The sequence below is a fragment of the Aureibacter tunicatorum genome (assembly GCF_036492635.1).
In the GTDB taxonomy this organism is placed as follows: Bacteria; Bacteroidota; Bacteroidia; order Cytophagales; family Cyclobacteriaceae; genus Aureibacter; species Aureibacter tunicatorum.
This window is the reverse complement of record NZ_AP025305.1, coordinates 348187-366024: the sequence shown is the minus strand read 5'-3', so window position 1 is coordinate 366024 and position 17838 is coordinate 348187. Positions and strand designations below refer to the sequence as shown.

Annotated in this window: 10 protein-coding genes; 4 read left to right on the top strand and 6 right to left on the bottom strand. The window is 38.0% G+C overall.

Going from position 1 to position 17838, the window contains the following annotated elements; all coding sequences use genetic code 11:
- Positions 1-17 precede the first annotated feature (17 nt).
- Together AABK36_RS01365 and trkA are read right to left on the bottom strand one after the other, a co-directional pair.
- Positions 18-1478 (bottom strand): TrkH family potassium uptake protein, encoded by a 1461-nt coding sequence (locus tag AABK36_RS01365; RefSeq protein WP_309937229.1) that lies wholly within the window; start codon positions 1476-1478, stop codon positions 18-20.
- A gap of 3 nt (positions 1479-1481) precedes the next feature.
- Entirely contained in the window at positions 1482-2822 is a 1341-nt protein-coding gene (gene trkA / locus AABK36_RS01360; protein ID WP_309937228.1) for a Trk system potassium transporter TrkA, read from the bottom strand.
- A 312-nt stretch (positions 2823-3134) separates the two neighbouring features.
- Here trkA and AABK36_RS01355 point away from each other — a divergent pair, with 312 nt between their 5' ends.
- Entirely contained in the window at positions 3135-3647 is a 513-nt protein-coding gene (locus AABK36_RS01355; RefSeq protein WP_309937227.1) for an RNA polymerase sigma factor, read from the top strand.
- A 40-nt stretch (positions 3648-3687) separates the two neighbouring features.
- Here AABK36_RS01355 and AABK36_RS01350 read toward each other — a convergent pair whose 3' ends face one another.
- The 3 genes from AABK36_RS01350 to AABK36_RS01340 form a co-directional block, all read right to left on the bottom strand.
- Positions 3688-7986 (bottom strand): M43 family zinc metalloprotease, encoded by a 4299-nt coding sequence (locus AABK36_RS01350; RefSeq protein WP_309937226.1) that lies wholly within the window; start codon positions 7984-7986, stop codon positions 3688-3690.
- A 292-nt stretch (positions 7987-8278) separates the two neighbouring features.
- Positions 8279-9376: an imelysin family protein gene (locus tag AABK36_RS01345; protein ID WP_309937225.1), complete on the bottom strand. Its 1098-nt coding sequence runs from the start codon at positions 9374-9376 to the stop codon at positions 8279-8281.
- Positions 9377-9455: 79 nt separating this feature from the next.
- A complete protein-coding gene (locus tag AABK36_RS01340; protein WP_309937224.1) occupies positions 9456-10547 on the bottom strand; it encodes a DUF4856 domain-containing protein in 1092 nt (363 codons plus the stop codon).
- A 182-nt stretch (positions 10548-10729) separates the two neighbouring features.
- Between AABK36_RS01340 and AABK36_RS01335 the strand changes: the two genes are divergently transcribed.
- From AABK36_RS01335 to AABK36_RS01325, 3 genes are all read left to right on the top strand, one after another.
- The gene (locus AABK36_RS01335) at positions 10730-13135 is read left to right on the top strand and encodes a 3-hydroxyacyl-CoA dehydrogenase/enoyl-CoA hydratase family protein (protein WP_309937223.1); all 2406 of its coding nucleotides are present in this window, start codon (positions 10730-10732) and stop codon (positions 13133-13135) included.
- 64 nt (positions 13136-13199) lie between these two features.
- On the top strand, positions 13200-14372 hold the full coding sequence (locus AABK36_RS01330) for a thiolase family protein (RefSeq protein WP_309937222.1): 1173 nt from the start codon (positions 13200-13202) through the stop codon (positions 14370-14372).
- A gap of 283 nt (positions 14373-14655) precedes the next feature.
- Positions 14656-15429 carry a hypothetical protein gene (locus tag AABK36_RS01325; protein WP_309937221.1) on the top strand — a complete coding sequence of 258 codons (774 nt, stop codon included), beginning with the start codon at positions 14656-14658 and terminating at the stop codon, positions 15427-15429.
- 50 nt (positions 15430-15479) lie between these two features.
- Here AABK36_RS01325 and AABK36_RS01320 read toward each other — a convergent pair whose 3' ends face one another.
- A complete protein-coding gene (locus AABK36_RS01320; protein ID WP_309937220.1) occupies positions 15480-17732 on the bottom strand; it encodes a GH92 family glycosyl hydrolase in 2253 nt (750 codons plus the stop codon).
- Positions 17733-17838 lie beyond the last annotated feature (106 nt).

The window sequence follows — 17838 nt, the reverse complement described above, 5'->3', positions numbered from 1 at the left end:
AACTTCTGGAGAGAATATTAATATTCTTTCCAGAATGAAGGAGTAAATATCAACAACAATGTAAACAGCTCCAGCCTTCCCAAAAGCATAAAGAAAGACAACACCCACTTTACCGAATCAGGAAGCCAAGCGAAGTTATCCATAGGACCAACCTTGCCAATGCCAGGACCAATATTGCCAAGTGAAGTCGCTAACGCTCCAACAGAAGTTTCAAAATCCAACCCTAAAGCTGCTAAAATCAAAACACCTACAGAAAAAACAATCAAATAGATAAAAATAAAAGCCAAGACATTGAATGTCGTATTGCTTTCAATCGCTTTTCTATTAATTCTCACAGGAATAACCCCATGAGGGTGCAATTGTCGCCTAAACTCCAAAAGACTGTTTTTAAATAATATCACATGCCTGATTACTTTCACTCCACCCGCTGTGGATCCTGCCGAGCCACCTACAAACATCAATATCAAAATAATAATCATGACAAATGTTGTCCACTGAGTATAATCCGCTGTCACAAAACCAGTAGTGGTAATTACGGAAACGACTTGAAACAATACATCTCTAAAATCCTTTTCCAAAGCGCTGGCATTATTGTTAAAAATCACAATAATAGAAATGATTAGTGTGCAAGCCAATATGATCAAGCTATAATATCTAAATTCCTCATTTTCCCATACCTTTTTGAATTGTCTATGCAAAGCCATATAAGTAATTGAGAAATTTGTTCCAGCAAAAAACATGAAGACAATAATAATGTATTGTATCATTGGGCTATCATAATACGCCACACTATCCTGCTTAGTTGAAAAACCTCCAGTGGCCATTGTAGTCAAACTATGGTTAAATGCCTCTGTGAAAGTCATTCCTGCCAACATTAACAGCAATGTTTCTATCATAGTCAAGCCCATATAAATCCCCCAGAGCCTTTTGGCTGTATCCGCTATTCTTGGCTTGAGCTTATCCGGACTAAGCCCTGGCGACTCCGCGGAAAAAAGCTGAATTCCCCCCATGCCTAAAAGGGGCACTATAGCAACTGTAAGAACAATGATACCCATTCCACCGATCCATTGTGTCATACTCCTCCAAGTCAATATTCCAATAGGAACAGACTCAATGTCATTCAAAATAGAAGCGCCTGTGGTGGTATAGCCTGACACTGTTTCGAAAAATGCATCAGTGATATTCGGGATTGAACCTTCCAGCATATAGGGCAATGTTGCAAACAAGGACATCACAATCCATCCAACAGAAACTATTACATAACCATCTTTCTTTCGGATGTCTCTTTTTTGAATACGATTAGTGCTAAAAAAAGTAAGTCCTCCCACCAACAATGTGATGCTTGCCGCCATCAACAAGCTTCTCCAAGATCCATCATTATGTGCTAAAGAAAAAGGAATGCAGATTCCCATAAAAAGGCTGTTGATAATCAACAACAATCCCAAAATGTGAGCAATAGCAGGTAAATTTAATCTCATACGCTATGAAAAAATTTTCGAAATTTCTTTAATCGAAGATGTTTTGGCCAATACGATCACTCTATCCTTTATCTGAAATTTAAAATCTCCAGAAATAGAATAACCCCGATTGCCTCGAATCACCCCTCCAATGATTGTATCCTTAGGAAAGCTTATATACCTAATTTGTATATCCACCAAAGTAGAATCGTCGCTTATCTCAAACTCCAGAACCTCAGCATCGAGTCCGTGAATACCTGCAATAGATAAAATATTGCCTTTCCTCACATATCTACTTATAAAATTGGCAGCAATCAACTTCTTGTTAATCAAAGTGTCCACACCTATTTGCTGAGATAAATGGAAATAGTCAACATTTTCCACCATCGCTATGGTCTTTTTCACACCGCACTTTTTAGCCAACAAACATGAAATGATATTTGTCTCGGAATTGCCAGTAACCGCAATGAATACATCAATATCCTCAATGCCTTCCTGCTTCAACAATTCAACATCATTCGCATTTCCGTGAATTACCAAAATCTCCTCAAGTTCATCTGCAAGCTTAAAACATTTATCCCTGTCTTTTTCCACCAACTTGATTCGATATTTTTTGCTTAGTTTCTTCGCCGCATTTATGCCTGTGCGACTTCCTCCCAAGATCATCAAATTCTTGAGCTTTCCTCCTTTTCTGCTTTTAAACTCAAAGACACGATCAACTCCCTTTGGCTCAGCGATAAAATACACATGATCATTGGCCAAAATCTGCGTGTCTCCATTGGGAACAATTGTCTTATCATTTCTTAAAATGGCTGCGATTACAAAATCCCTTTCAGGATTCAACTTTGCCGTTTCGCGAAGGCTCAAGTTTTCCAACGCATCTCCCCGATCAACATTAATTCCAATTAAGGACAATAACCCTCTATCAAACTCGAAAGTATCTGTCAATGCTGTTTCGCGCAATAGCCTTTTAATTTCTCTGGCAGCCAGCGACTCTGGAGAGATCAATGAGTCCACTCCCATTTTACTCAAATCAAGGACTTCCTTATCGAAAAGAAACTCCAAGTTGCTAATTCTGGCAATTGTTTTCTTAGCGCCGAGCTTCTTGCCAATCATGGCTGTCGTAAGATTAGTCTCTTCAGCAGGAGTTACACAAATCAACAAATCCGTGTCTTGGATGTAAGCTTCCAGCAATATTTTAAAGGAAGTCGAATTCCCATGTATAGTTGCAATGTCAAGCTGATTAGCCACATACTGCAATCTATCCTTGTTAGTATCTATTAAAACTATGTCGTGCTGTTCATGAGCGAGCAATTTAGCGAGGTGAAAGCCCACTTCTCCCGCCCCAGCAATAATAATATGCATGTCGGTAGTATCTATTTACTATGTAAATATAGAAAAAATGACGCATGTGCTTAAACAAAAGTTTAAAACAAATATTCTGAGCTTCTTAGTCCGATTTTAGATTTACAAAAATCACCAACGCCTTTCAATTCAGCATCAATCCTATTTTCAGAAAATCGACCTATTTGTCGAATAACTCAAACAATTACCAGCATTAAGCCTTTATAAATACATGTAGCTTATTAGTAAAACACTATTAAATAGCAACAACAGCACGCAACGGATAGCTAAATCTACGAAATGAAATAATTCTACAATTCAAAAACTCAAATTATGACAGGATTAGAATTTAGTCAGTGCATTAACAAGCTTTCGACTTCTTTGAAGCCGTTTGCTTTGCGACTAACAAAAGATGTGGAAGACGCCAATGATTTAATGCAAGAAACTGTATTAAAGGCTTTTAACAACAGAGAGAAATTCACTGAAGGAACGAACCTGAAAGCTTGGCTTTACACTATCATGAAGAACACCTTCATCACCAATTATCAAAGAATGGTGAGAAGAAACACCTTCATTGATACGACTGATAACCTTCATTACATCAATTCCACCAGCAACACAACAGAAAATTCAGCTTACACGGAATTCGCAATGAGAGATATCAATACAGCGATATCAAAACTGGATGAAAACTATAGAGTTCCCTTCATGATGCACTTCAGAGGATTCAAATATCATGAAATAGCTGATAAACTTGATATTCCAATAGGAACCGTGAAAAACAGAATACACATTGCTAGAAAAGATCTAAAAGATATGCTGAAAAACTACGAAAATAAGATATAAATAAAAGAGGCTGTCGATATCGACAGCCTCTAATTTTTAATTATTTTAAAACAACTCTTAAGGTTGAAGTACTTGACTCTGTGCTTAGCTGAAGCAGGTAAACTCCGCTTTCCATACCATTTAAATCTAAATTTCCAGTATTCTCAACTTCAAGCATTTTCTGACCTAAAGTAGAGTAAACCACAGCCTTTTCAACTTGCTGAGAAATATTCAACAATCCGTTTGTTGGGTTAGGATATACACTTATGGTGCTGTTTAAACTATCAATGCTCAAAATAGCATCTTCATCTATGATATTCAGCCCATAATCTTCAACTTCGCCACTGTCCAAATCTTGACAAGCGTCAATAGTAGCGGACTCCAAATAATGAACAACAACTCTTAATGCGACAGTTCTTCCCGCAGCAGCATCTTCAGGAGCAGTAATATCAACCTCGACAACTTCATCAGCATTTTTAGCTTGTGAGGCAAAATCCTGTTGAGCAACTATTTCATTCGCTTCAAATTCACCATTGTAATTCCAATCCGCCCAAGCGATGATTCTAATGTTATCCCCATCTCCTGAATCACCAGTATTAGCGGTAATCGTAAGTTTAAGCGTTTCACCAGGATTTATATCAGTATTTTGACTAGTCATTAAATCATTATGGACATTTGTATTGCCATTGCTGAAATCAATATCTCCAACCTTCACATTTCCAATATGTCCATAGCCCCAATAAGCTGAAGTTGGCGTGCATAACTCATAGTTTTTAACTTGGATCATGTTCGACTTTGAAATCGTCTGCACTTCGCCATTCGAACCAGTCACCTTTAAAGTTACGTCATACAATCCTGTAGCATTATATTTCACATCCGGTGGTGTTTCTCCAATATAAGAAGCTGGTTCCCCTCCTTCAAAAGTCCATTCGAACTCCGCTCCAGTAACTCCATTATAAAATGCGGTCAAGTTTTGGAAAGTCACCTCAGTATCTACTACTGGATTAGCATAGTCCACAGTAAAATCAGGAATTATGCTTGCCGATTGATCCAAAATATTCAAGCCATAATCTTCCGCTTCACCTGAATGAAATTGTCCGCATTCTCCTCCTACAGGAGCATTTCTTGTCCCGCTGGTCATTACTCTTAGGGCAATCGTTTTTCCTGTCGCAGCATTATCAGGAACAGTAAAAGAGAAATTATGCGTTGCTTCGATGCCTTTTCCTGCAGCTGTGATATTCTTTGTCGCAACTAATTCCCCTTGATCCAAGCTTGCATTATAATTCCAATCAGCCCATACTCTCAACAAGTAAGCTTCATTATCCCATGATTTGCCAGTATTGGTCACTACCGTCATATCAATAGTTTCACCTGTTCGGATATTCATATTATGAGTATCCATATAGTTCTTATTGATATTAGTGCTTTCAGATGTATTGCTTACTGAGCCAAACTCCACTTTAGTAACATGCAAGAAATCCCAAATTTCGCCTTCAATATCACATAACTTGTATTGAGCATTAACATAAGCCGACTTTTCCACTTTCTCTATTGTGCCATCCGAAAGCGTCACTTCCAAAGACACGTTATACTCTCCAGGTTCTGCATATCTAACAGCTGGAGGCGTTTGTCCTGAAGCCGATGCTGGCTGTCCGCCATCAAATGTCCAGCTCCAATTAGTTATGCTCAAATTTGCATTTGAAACACTCGTCAAATCTGTAAAGTAAATCGGTGTATTAATCACAGGAGCAATGTCATCAGCCTTAAAGTCAACCAATGCTTGCTTGTCTCCTTTCTGAATCACCAATCCGTAATCTTCGCTTTCGCCACTATCAATTGTGCCACAAGCAGTATCCCCTTCACTATTTTGCACATAATGCACCAAGATACGCATACCAACTTTTTCTATCCTAGCATCAAATGGAACAGCTATGTTCGTCGAAAATGTGTAATTGCCTTCAGCATCAGAATCTCCTACTTTATACACATGGCTGTCAATCAACTCATCATCATCGTAAGCGCTATTATAATTCCAATCGATCCAAATCTGAATCCTATTACTATCTACATCTCCTGACGCGCCTTTATTCAAAGTTATTGTCAATGGATAGCTTTCTCCCGTATTAACTACTGTCTCTTGAGCATCGAAGTAATTATTAGATCCAGCATATCTGTCTGTTTCATTATTTATTTCTCCAATACTTACATTAGTGATACCAGTATAGCCTCCATACCTAACATATGGCTCACAGTATTCGAACTTAACAATAATCTCATCTTCTTTCGTAATCTCTTTGACCTCTCCGTTGCTATTTGTCACTTTCAGAGTAGCGTCATAAGTTCCTACCTCACTATAGTAAACAGGAGGAGGCACTTGACCTTCAAAATTTGCAGGCTCGCCACCAGGGAAAGACCATTCCCATTTAGTAATAGTCACTCCTTCAGGAGTCGTACTCAAGTCTGAGAAACTAACTGGGTCCGCAAAAATGACTTCTTTAGGTCCAAACGTAAAATTAGCTTCAAAAGGAGCATCTTTAGGAATTATATTCAATCCATAATCCTCAACTTCTCCTGTTTCGTAATTAGCGCAAGGTTCTTGTCCATCAGTGCTTCCATTCTCAAAGTAATGCACCATTACACGAACTCCTATTTTTCCTTCCACAGCATCATCCGGCACATTCAAATTCAATTGGTAAGTGAAATTCCCATCAGCATCAACAACATTGCCTATTACATAGTTATGGGTTGTAATCAATTCATCACTCTCATACACAAAGTTTCCATTCCAATCCGCCCAAACTCTTATATAATTCTGGTCATTATCACCTGAAGATCCTTTATTTGTAATAATTGTCACAGGAACTGTTTCTCCCGGTCGAGCACTTGTAGCATATGTATCAGTATAATCGCTATACTCAGTATTTCCAGAAGTGGAAGTAATATTATTCATTTGCACACTCACTATATGGCTATAGAATGCTCCATATTGAGTAGAAGGTATACAATAAGATGTATATGGATCATTGAAAGATACTGAAAGACTGCTATTTGAAGGATTGTAAAGACCAGCCACTCCTCCAACAAATGCGGCATCTAAAAATGTCAACGTCATATCACTCACATTATCAGCAACTGTATGGCTAGTCGCTATTCCTTGCAGACTAATACTCGCTTGAGTTGAAGAAATCACGTTGATATTTGCCGTTAAGCCCGCAGGAACATTGGTAATGCTATAGTGTACTCCTTCTTGCAAATCGCCTGTTATGGCAAACTGAGCATTTTCTTGAGCGCTAATAGCTATAGATGATTCAATTTCTCCATTATTGATAAACTTCTCCTCAAACAAACTAGTTTCATAAGTCACATGAGGGCCCAAATTGAAATCATCTGCTACACCTGTGTCTTCCAGATTCTGTTGTTGCCATAAAGTAATTCTAGCGGGGTGTCTTAACCCAAAACTGCTACCTGTCATTCTTCCAACTTGTCCACGCGTAAACATCGCATAGTTATCAGAATAGTCCATAAAATTATGTCTGTTGACTTCTTTCCCGTTACAATTGATATAGCTTCCTGTATTTCTATACATGTTTTTAGAAGTGTCATCTTGCTTTGGCGTATCCTCAACTCCGTCATCATTATTGAATTCCGAACATCCTCCGTTGAAAGTATGTCTCAATCCTAAAAAATGGCCAAACTCATGCGTTAAAACAGATCTGAAATTTTCATTGGTATTAGATCCAACATATTTCCCGTTGTGAACCACTCTGGCGATATTAGCCTCTGTCATTCCCATATCCGGCAACCAAGCAACACCTGAATTATATGTATCTCCATCATTGTACAAATCATGCATGATGTATACATTCATATATTTGGCATTATCCCAAGCTACTTTTTGAATTTCAGCATCATATCCGCTGCCGTTACCAAAACCTGACATTTCAGGGTGATATGTCACTCCTGTCGTTGGATTTCCTTCAGGATCAAGCTTAGCCAATCGAAACTCAACATTCATACCTTCTTTGATATTCTGAAAAGCCGCGGCTACCGTTTGGAAATCAGCTCTCAAGCCTTGAAAATCTTCATTAGTCGCAACCAAAGCATCTTCTACTTTGTCAACGCTTAATGTCAAGCCGTCAAAATCATTTCCAAATACATGAAATACAACTGGAATTATAAATTTTCCTTCTTGAGGATACCATGGTGCCTCATCTGCCATTTGGCGAGAACTAGAACGTTGTTCATGCACATGATCCTCTGCTCGACAAGGGTTTGGAGCCCTGTCGATAATCTGGGCATTTGCATTGAAAGCCAATAATGCCATCAAAACAACCCATAACCTGTGTAGTTTTTTGATCATCTTATTGTATTTTAGGTAAAGATAAGATTTAATATACCTAATCATTTGATAACATACAAGCTTATAATATCAACAAGACTGAATCATCTAAGCACAAATTATATTCTATTTTCCACTCGATAAAAATCGATAGAAACCAACTACTTTTAATTAACCATTTTTAAAAAAATCAACATTTTAGAAGATAATATTTCATTAATAACACCAAAGTCAAACCGACTAATAACTTCGCAAAACAATAAAAAAGCCGCTTAAAAAGCGGCTCTTTAATGCATCTATATAAACTCCAAAATCAATCTCCATCACTGTCTTGATAATCTACCTGGACACCTAATGCTCTGACCATATCAACTTTCAAGATAGAAACCAATGATTGAAGAGAATCGTAAACTTTCCAAACTTGCTCACTATTCATCGTGATATTCTCATCCATTGACTTACTATCATCAAGTTTGGCAATCTCTTCTTCAGAAGTCTTTATTTTTGACTTAATAACAGCTGACATCAATTCATCATCAACTTTAGCCTCAATAGCATCCAAATAATTATAAAGACCCATTTCAAAATCAGCATCGCCACCGCCATTCATAAAGTCATTATAAGCTTCCAAGTGCTTCTTGATCAATTTCACAGAAAGCTTACTATAATGTCCTTCACCTTTATATTCCTCGCCTGTCTGGGCAATCAATAGCGGCTTGTGAACTCTATATTTCTTTATCCATTCGTAGTCTTGAGTGATGCCATTTGTCATCATACTTAATGCGCCAAACTTGCTCAAACCTTTATTATTAGAATAAAAATTAGCAGCTTCGTTATCACCCTCTGGAGACCAACGCATATAAGCTTCTTGTACTTTATCAACAATATCATTAGATACATTCTTAAGATAATCTCCTCTAGAAGCATTGGAAACAAATGCCTCGACTACTTTATCTTCAGAATCTGAATAAAGCAAATATTCCAGTGCTGGGTATCCTTTTTCAGAAGTTCGCACATCTTCAACCTTCAAAATTTCATTTTGAATATTATCCTCTATATTTTCAGGATTAGCAGGATAAACATTAATACTCGCAGATAGATTTATTACCTTTTTAGGATCAATATTAAACTCATTATACTGATGTTCTAAATATGCCTGCTCAAATGTTGATTTCAAATCATTTAGAGAAGCAATGCTAGGAGCTTCTGCAAATGACATGATCTTATCATTTAAGCCTTCAGTTGTATTCTTATATGACGAATACCTAGCTAAAATAACATTCTCCGATACATTCTCAATCATTGACTTTTGCAATGCATCCGTATCACTACCTTCACTTCCTTCATTAGTATCGCAAGAAAAAAATGCAGTTGCTAAAAAAGCTATAATTAAATATTTCAACTTATTCATTTCTAAATTTCTTTGAATTATAAACGCAAAAAACCATACACTCTAAAAGTGCATGGTTAAGTATATTTTTAATTATTTACTACAATTGAGCAGCAACATCTTTCAATTCATCAACTAAGCTTGTAATCTCATCGATTGCATTCTGAACATCCTTAGCTTCTGTTTTATAGAAATCATTTCCTAACAATGCTGCTATTTTATTAGCGTCTCCAGCAGAAACTCTTGACTCAGGATTGAATTGCAAGCCTAAGATAAATGCATAAGCTTCTGACAATTGATGATTTTTCAAAGCATAATCAACATCCAGTCCATTGCTGATTTCATCTTTAGCGCCATTTAGGTAATGAACTGCTGTTCCAGCCACAACAATCTCCCAATTTCTTCTGATGATTGAGATTTGCTCGTCTCTTGTCGAGTAATCTTTTGCTCCAATAGCCGCTCTACCTTTGATAAAAGCATTGTAAATATTTTCCGACGTTTTCAACACTTCAGTCTTCTTAGCATATTTTGCCCAATAACGACTATCATCAAAAACCGTAACTCCATTCTCTGTTTTAGCGCTAAAGTAACCTAAAGCCTCATCCCAGTGATGCTGCATCTCAGTACCTTTACCCTCTTCAACTGTTTCGTTATCAACATTCATTTTAGAATCACCAAAATAAACAGCTGTTGCTTGGTGATACATTAAAGCGCCCATTAAGCCTTTTTCAATCAATTGAGTGTACTCGATACCTTCAGCATCAAACAAGTATGATTTTTCTCCATTATGAGACGTTACTACTCCTGCCACGCCTTCGGAACCAGCTTCAGTTGCCATGCTAGCCGCTTCCAGTTTAGGGAAATAACTGTTAATAACTATATCGAACGATTCCTGAACTTTATTTTGAATTTTTTTCCCGCTTACATCTTCATTATAAATATCCGTCAATGTCTGTTCGGAAACTTCAACGCCTACTTCATTACCTTTTTTCATTTCAGCCGTAAGCTTGCCTACTTGATCCAATCTAATCGTTTGTCCAGAAAAGCTTACATTGTCAAAATTATAAGTAGAGGGAATATCATATCCTTGATCAACATCATTATTCTCATCATCAGAACATGAAGTAAAAGATATCATTCCTGCTATCAAAAGCGCTGAGTATAAAAACTTGTATGGTAAAAACTTTTTCATCAATATATTTTATTGTGGTGTTCTTTAATTACGGAAGCAAATATATCACCTAATTTGGATTAAGTCCAAACAAAAACCCTTTTTATTTTAATTTATTCTAAATTAAGCTTCGAATTAATAAACCAATATGGTCTATTATATGCTATATATTTATTAAAGATGTAGCACCTAAATTTTTCCGAATGAATCGAAAAATCCGAAAAGTCGCCATTCTCGGCTCGGGTATAATGGGTTCTCGCATAGCATGCCACTTTGCAAACATTGGAGTGGAAGTGCTTTTGTTGGACATTTGCCCCTCAGAGTTGAATGATTCAGAAATATCCAAGTCATTAAGCCTCGACCATCCGCTTGTTCGCAATAGAATCGTCAACGAGGCTCTCTCCAAAACACTTAAATCAAAACCCTCGCCTATATACGATCAAAGTTTTTCAAAAAGAATCACAACTGGAAACTTCGATGACGACATGGAAAACATCGCTTCTTGCGACTGGATTATTGAAGCTGTCATAGAGGATTTAAAAATCAAAAAATTGGTGTTCGACAAAGTAGAATTGCATCGAAAAGCCGGAACTCTAATCTCAACCAATACTTCCGGCATTCCGATCCACATGATGACTGAAGGCAGAAGCGATGACTTTAACAAACACTTCGCTGGAACGCACTTTTTCAATCCACCACGCTATTTGCCACTATTAGAAATCATTCCAACAAAGCATACTGACAGCAAAGTCATTGACTTTTACCAACATTTTGGTAAGCGATTCTTAGGCAAAACCACTGTGCTATGCAAAGACACTCCCGCATTCATAGGCAATAGAATCGGTATTTTCACGCTCCTCAAAACTTTTGAGAGCATGCAAAAATTTGATTTGAATATCGATGAAATTGACAAACTGACAGGCACTATCATAGGCAGACCTAAATCCGCGACTTTTAGAACCTGCGATGTAGTTGGATTCGACACTTTCGCTAAAGTATCCGATTTTCTTTACCATTCCTTGCCAAACGATGAAAGCAGAAACACTTTCAAAATGCCTGATTTCTGCAACAAAATGATTGAGAAAAAATGGTTGGGAGACAAAACCAAGCAAGGGTTTTACAAAAAAACGAAAAACGAAAAAGGCGAAAAAATCATATTAACGCTCAATTTGAGCAATTTCGAATATGAAAGTCGACAAAAAGTGAGTTTTGCTTCATTGGAACTAGCGAAAAATGAGGACTCTCTTGAAAAAAGAATAAAGCAATTAATCTCTTCCAAAGACAAAGCAGGCTTGTTTCTCAAGGACATGTTCTTTGGCTTGTTCAAATATGTCAGCCACAGGCTCCCTGAGATCACTGAGTCATTATACAAGATAGATGACGCCACCAAAGCTGGTTTTGGATGGGAACTAGGTCCATTTCAGCTATGGGATGCATTAGGTGTGGAAAAAACCACAAAGTACATGGAAGAAGCTGGTTACAATCCTGCGCCATGGGTTAATGAAATGATAAAAAAAGGTATTGATTCCTTCTATCAAATAAATGATGGAATAAAATCATATTACAATATTGAAGCTGGAGAACAACAAAAGATTCCGGGCATCGACAATTTTATTATTCTCAAAGACCTTAAGGGCACTAATCGAGAAGTTTGGTCTGATTCAGGGACAACACTATATGACATTGGAGACGGCATCGTCAACTTGGAGTTCCACACCAAGATGAATACCATGGGAAGCGAAGTCATTCAAGGAATTAACAAAGCCATTGACGATGCTGAGCGTAACTATAAGGGACTTGTCATCGCAAACGAGGGCCAAAATTTTTCCGCTGGAGCTAATTTAGGTTTGATTTTCATGCATGCTATCGAACAAGAGTTTGATGAAATAGACTTTATGATTCGCAGCTTCCAAAAAACAATGATGCGAGCCAGATATTCTTCCATACCCGTAGTAGTCGCTCCACATGCGATGACTCTGGGAGGAGGTTGCGAGCTTACCTTGCATGCCAATGCTGTCCAAGCTGCCGCTGAAACATATATTGGCCTCGTGGAATTCGGCGTTGGACTCATCCCGGCTGGAGGAGGCACAAAGGAAATGGCTTTAAGAATATCCGATGCTTTTCACAAAGGAGATGTGGAATACAATCAGCTCCAAGAAGTATTTATGAATATAGCTACAGCTAAAGTCGCCACTTCTGCCCATGAAGCTATAAATCAATGGATACTAAGAGAGTGCGATGGTATTTCAGTGAACAGGCAATTGCAAATAGCAGATGCGAAAGCAAAAGCTCTGCTTCTAGCTAATCAGGGCTTTGTACAACCTCATGAAAGAAAAGATGTGAAAGTCCAAGGCAAAGGAGCCATGGCTTTGTTTCTCACAGGAATACATGGCATGAAAATCGGCAACTATATTTCCGAACACGATGCCAAGATCGCTCAAAAATTGGCTTATGTCATTTGCGGAGGAGACCTTTCAAGTCCTACTCTAGTCTCTGAGCAATATTTGCTGGATCTCGAAAGAGAAGCCTTCCTTTCTCTCACTGGAGAAAAGAAAACTTTGGAAAGAATCCAAGCAATTTTGAAAGGCGGCAAACCGCTTAGGAATTAACTACAACGACTTTCAACCCTTAGTTAAAAAAGTCAATACTCCACATCAAAGAAGAATCAAAATAATGGATGCATATATAGTAAAAGGCTACAGAACAGCTGTAGCCAAAGCAAAGAAAGGAGCTTTGAAATCAGTTAGACCAGATGATTTCGCAGCGGATGTTATCAAACATCTAGTTGGCTCAGTAAACAGTTTAGACGTAAATGAGATAGATGATTTGATTGTCGGTAATGCCGTACCTGAGGCAGAACAAGGCATGCAAATGGGACGTATCATATCTTTGCTCTCATTGTCTAAAGAAGTGCCTGGCTTTTTAGTCAACAGATATTGCGGCTCTGGATTGGAAGCCCTTTACATCGGTGCTTCGCGCATTCACGCAGGCATGGCTAACTGTATCATTGCTGGAGGTACAGAGTCAATGACTATGGTTCCCATGCTTGGATATAAAACCGCTCTTAACTATAAGCTTTCAAGTCAATTTCCAGATTACTACTCCAGCATGGGAATTACAGCAGAGCAAGTAGCGAAAGAATATGGTATTTCAAGACAGGCTCAAGACGAATTCGCCTTTCATTCCCATCAAAAAGCGATAAGAGCCATAGATGAGGGAAGATTCAAAGACGAAATAGTTCCTCTAAACATTGAAGAAATCTATCTTGATGCTAATGAAAAAAGACAAGTCAGATCATCTGTTTTCGATACGGACGAGGGCCCAAGAAGAGACACTTCTTTGGAAGCATTGGCCAAGCTGAAACCCGTTTTCGCCAATGGCGGATCGGTAACAGCGGGCAACTCCAGCCAAACTTCCGACGGAGCGGCATTTCTGATGATCATGTCTGAAAAAACGCTCAAAAAACACAACTTGGAACCTATTGCCCAAATGAAGAGCTTTGCCGCTGCCGGCGTTGAACCTCGAATCATGGGAATAGGACCTGTCAAATCCATTCCAAAAGCTTTAGAGCTTTCTAATTTGGCTTTGCAGGATATCGATCAAATAGAATTAAACGAAGCTTTCGCGGCTCAAGTCCTCGCTGTCACTAAAGAATTGAATCTGAACCCTCAAAAAGTCAATGTCAACGGCGGTGCGATCGCCTTAGGACACCCATTGGGTTGCTCAGGCGCCAAACTTTCCGTTCAACTGATTCATGAAATGAAAAAACGCCAGCAAAAATACGGAATGGTAACCGCCTGCGTGGGAGGTGGCCAAGGAGTTTCAGCGATATTTGAAGTATTCTAATTCTATTACAAAAAGAACATTATGGCCTGAGTATTAAGGACTGCTCAGGCTTTCATAAAGATTTCACAATTTCTTGGACATAACCATTTTTAAAATGATACGTTTGAGAGTTTATCAGATATTTTGCCATTGGCTTAATAATTGAAGTGATTTTTTCATTGATTTATTTTTGGAAATTTTTTCCTTTTACATATAGCCGGTTGACTCTTGAACTCAAAGAATATTTTGAAGTTTCTATCGATTCAGCCCTCTCATTTACACTTTTAACACTAATATTTTTAAAATGGTCAAACAATTTAAAACGATAATCGTCTCGGGCATCCATCTGGGCTTCAAAAAAGGAAGGACCAAAAATTTGATGGAATTGCTGGAACAATACAAAACCAAGAATCTAATATTCATCGGTGAAACATTCGATGATCCTTTCAGCTCAACAATGATTAGCGCTGAAAAAAAGCAAATGAAGGCTTTCAATAAAATATTGAAAATCGTTAGAAAAAACGATACCGACACCACTTTGGTGAAATCCACTCCATTCGAGTATCTACCAAGCTATCTGCATGATAACGAGTCCAAATATTTCAAAGTCCAAAATGAATTAGTATACACTTCCGGACCACGAAAATATTACATTAAAAGTGAAAAGAGCCTGAGCATTTTCCATCAGCCTTATTCATTTCTTCTGAATTTAGGACAATTGGGCAAAAAACTCGCCAACTGGATTTTTGTCAGAAAAAACAATCCAAATAAGAATCCACAACCTGAGCAAGAAGAAAAGAATAGAGAAATCATTCTTAAGCAAGCATCAAAAGCCGCATGCGATGGAATTATAATAGCTTCGCCACATATGGAAAAAATCGAAACTTATAAAGACACTCCTTATATGAATTGCGGAAGTTGGTATTCTTCTCAATGCGCGCTTGTCGAAGACATGGATGGAGATTGGAGTTTGTTATACTACAATGACTCAAACAGCACTCAAAACATGAAAATTGTTGACCTTTGGGGCATGCCAAATGTGAGCAAGACCAAAAGCAAGCTTTCATTTATTGCATAAAAAAATAGCCAAATCTTAAGACTTGGCTATTTTCATGGTAATTCAAACTATTATTTAAAAAGCGACTTGTTCGGTTTACTGCCCATCACTAATTCCAATTTTCCTCCTTTTGCAATCTCTGAGTGAGTCAGATAACTTCTATCAAGATTTTTTCCATTTAATCGAGCTGATTGGATGTAAATATTTTGATCCGAATTATTCTTGGCCTCAATCACAAATTCAGAGCCATCCGCATTGCTGATTACTGCTTCTTCAAATACAGGCGATCCGATTTGATACTGAGCCAAAGCCGGCGTAACAGGATACAAGCCAATCGCAGACATCACATACCAAGCTGACATCTGGCCACAATCTTCATTGCCTGCAATACCATCCGGTTGATCTGTATACATAGTCTCCATGATCCCTCTTGCTTTTTCTTGAGTCTTCCAAGGATAACCTGCGTAATTATATAGATAAGCCACATGATGGCTTGGTTCATTGCCATGCACATATTGACCTATCAAGCCAGTGATATCCGAACTGGCATCACCTGCATCAGACGGCAACTCGAACAATTTGTCCAATTTAGCGACAAATACATCAGCCCCTCCCATCGTATCTATAAGCGTAGGAATATCATGCAGTTCATACCATACGTATTGCCATGCATTTCCTTCAATATAATCTTTAACTGGGTTTTCATGATCATGCCCTCCATAACTAATCGGATCAAAAGGCTCTCTCCAATTTCCTTTGGTATCTTTTGCTCTCATGAATCCCGTCGTATCATCATAAAGGTTTTTCCAATAATCAGAACGTTTCATCAACATCTCATAATCATCCATCTTGCCTAAATCTTTAGCCACCTGAGCCAACACCCAGTCACCATAGCAATACTCCTGAGTCTTACTAACTGATTGATTTGTCAAGTCGAATGGAATATAGCCATATTGCTTATACAAATCTGTAAATCTAATATCCTGCATGACAGATGCCATCATAGCCTCATAAGCTTTTTCCACATCATAGTCTCTAAAGCCTTTTAAATATGCCTCGCCAATCACAGAAACTGCATGATAACCCCACATGCAACCGGTATCCCCTCCTGCAAGTCCCCATACAGGCAACTTTCCAGTCGTTTCATAAGAATGAACTAGCGAGCGGACCATATCATTTACTTTTTCAGGATTGATAATCGTCAATAAAGGATGCACCGCTCTGAATGTATCCCAAAGAGAAAATGTTGAATATTGATCTCCTTTATGCGTCTTGTGAACTTGTTGGTCGCCTCCTTCGAATTTACCATCTACATCAGAATACAATGCAGGAGCCGTAGTAGAATGGTATAAAGCTGTGTAAAAGACTTTTTTCAAAGACTCTGTTCCTCCTTTGACTTTGATTTTACCTAATTGTTCTCTCCAAGCCAATTTGTTTTCAGCTACTTGATCGTCAAAAGAATGACCTGACTCCGCTTCAAAATTCAGTTTCGCACCATCTGTGGAAGAAGATGAAAGCGCCAACTTCATAACTATTGGCTCGTTTGAAGAATTATCAAAAGCGAATAAGCCTCTAACCATTTGCCCTTCAAGGTTCGTCGATTGATCTGAAACAGATGTTGAATCCAATGCTAGTTCATAGGATACGAAAGGCTTCGAAAACTGCGCGTAAAAATAAACACTCTGATGATCAACCCAGCCAGAACTGACTCTTACGCCTTTTATCGTTCTATCGTCAACAATTTCAATAGCTGTTTCCTTTGGCCAATCCCAATTAATCGCATGCGCTAAATCCACAACAATCTGTTGTTGCTCATCTTTTGGAAAAGTATATCGATGATACCCCATTCTCGGAGATGTAGTCATTTCAGCCTTTATGCCATTATCCATAATTACAGAATAATATCCTGCCTCGGCTATTTCATTGTCATGACTGAACTTATTCACATAATCATATGTATCTCTTTTTCCCGCTCTAGATTTATTCAGGTCAACCTTATTAATAACAGGAGACACTAATATGTCATTCAGATCTCCAATACCCGTTCCTGATAAATGAGTATGGCTAAAACCTGCGATCAATGAATCCGAATAATGATACCCTGAAGTCCAGTCCCATCCTGATCTTCCATTTTCAGGACTTAACTGCACCATGCCAAAAGGATTGGTCGCTCCGGGATATGTATGAGCATGATAATCCGTTCCTATCATTGGGTCAACATAATCCTCTACCTTCGTATTTTCACTTTGTGGTGATTCTGTTCCGCATGAAAACAATATTCCAGACGTTAATAGAACAAGAAATATATTATTCTTTAATAACATGAAATCAAATAAAAAAGATTCAACAAAAATTACAATTATTGATTTTTAAGATGCTTAATATTGCAACATCTTAAATATTAACGCCTTACAAATTTAAAATTATAAA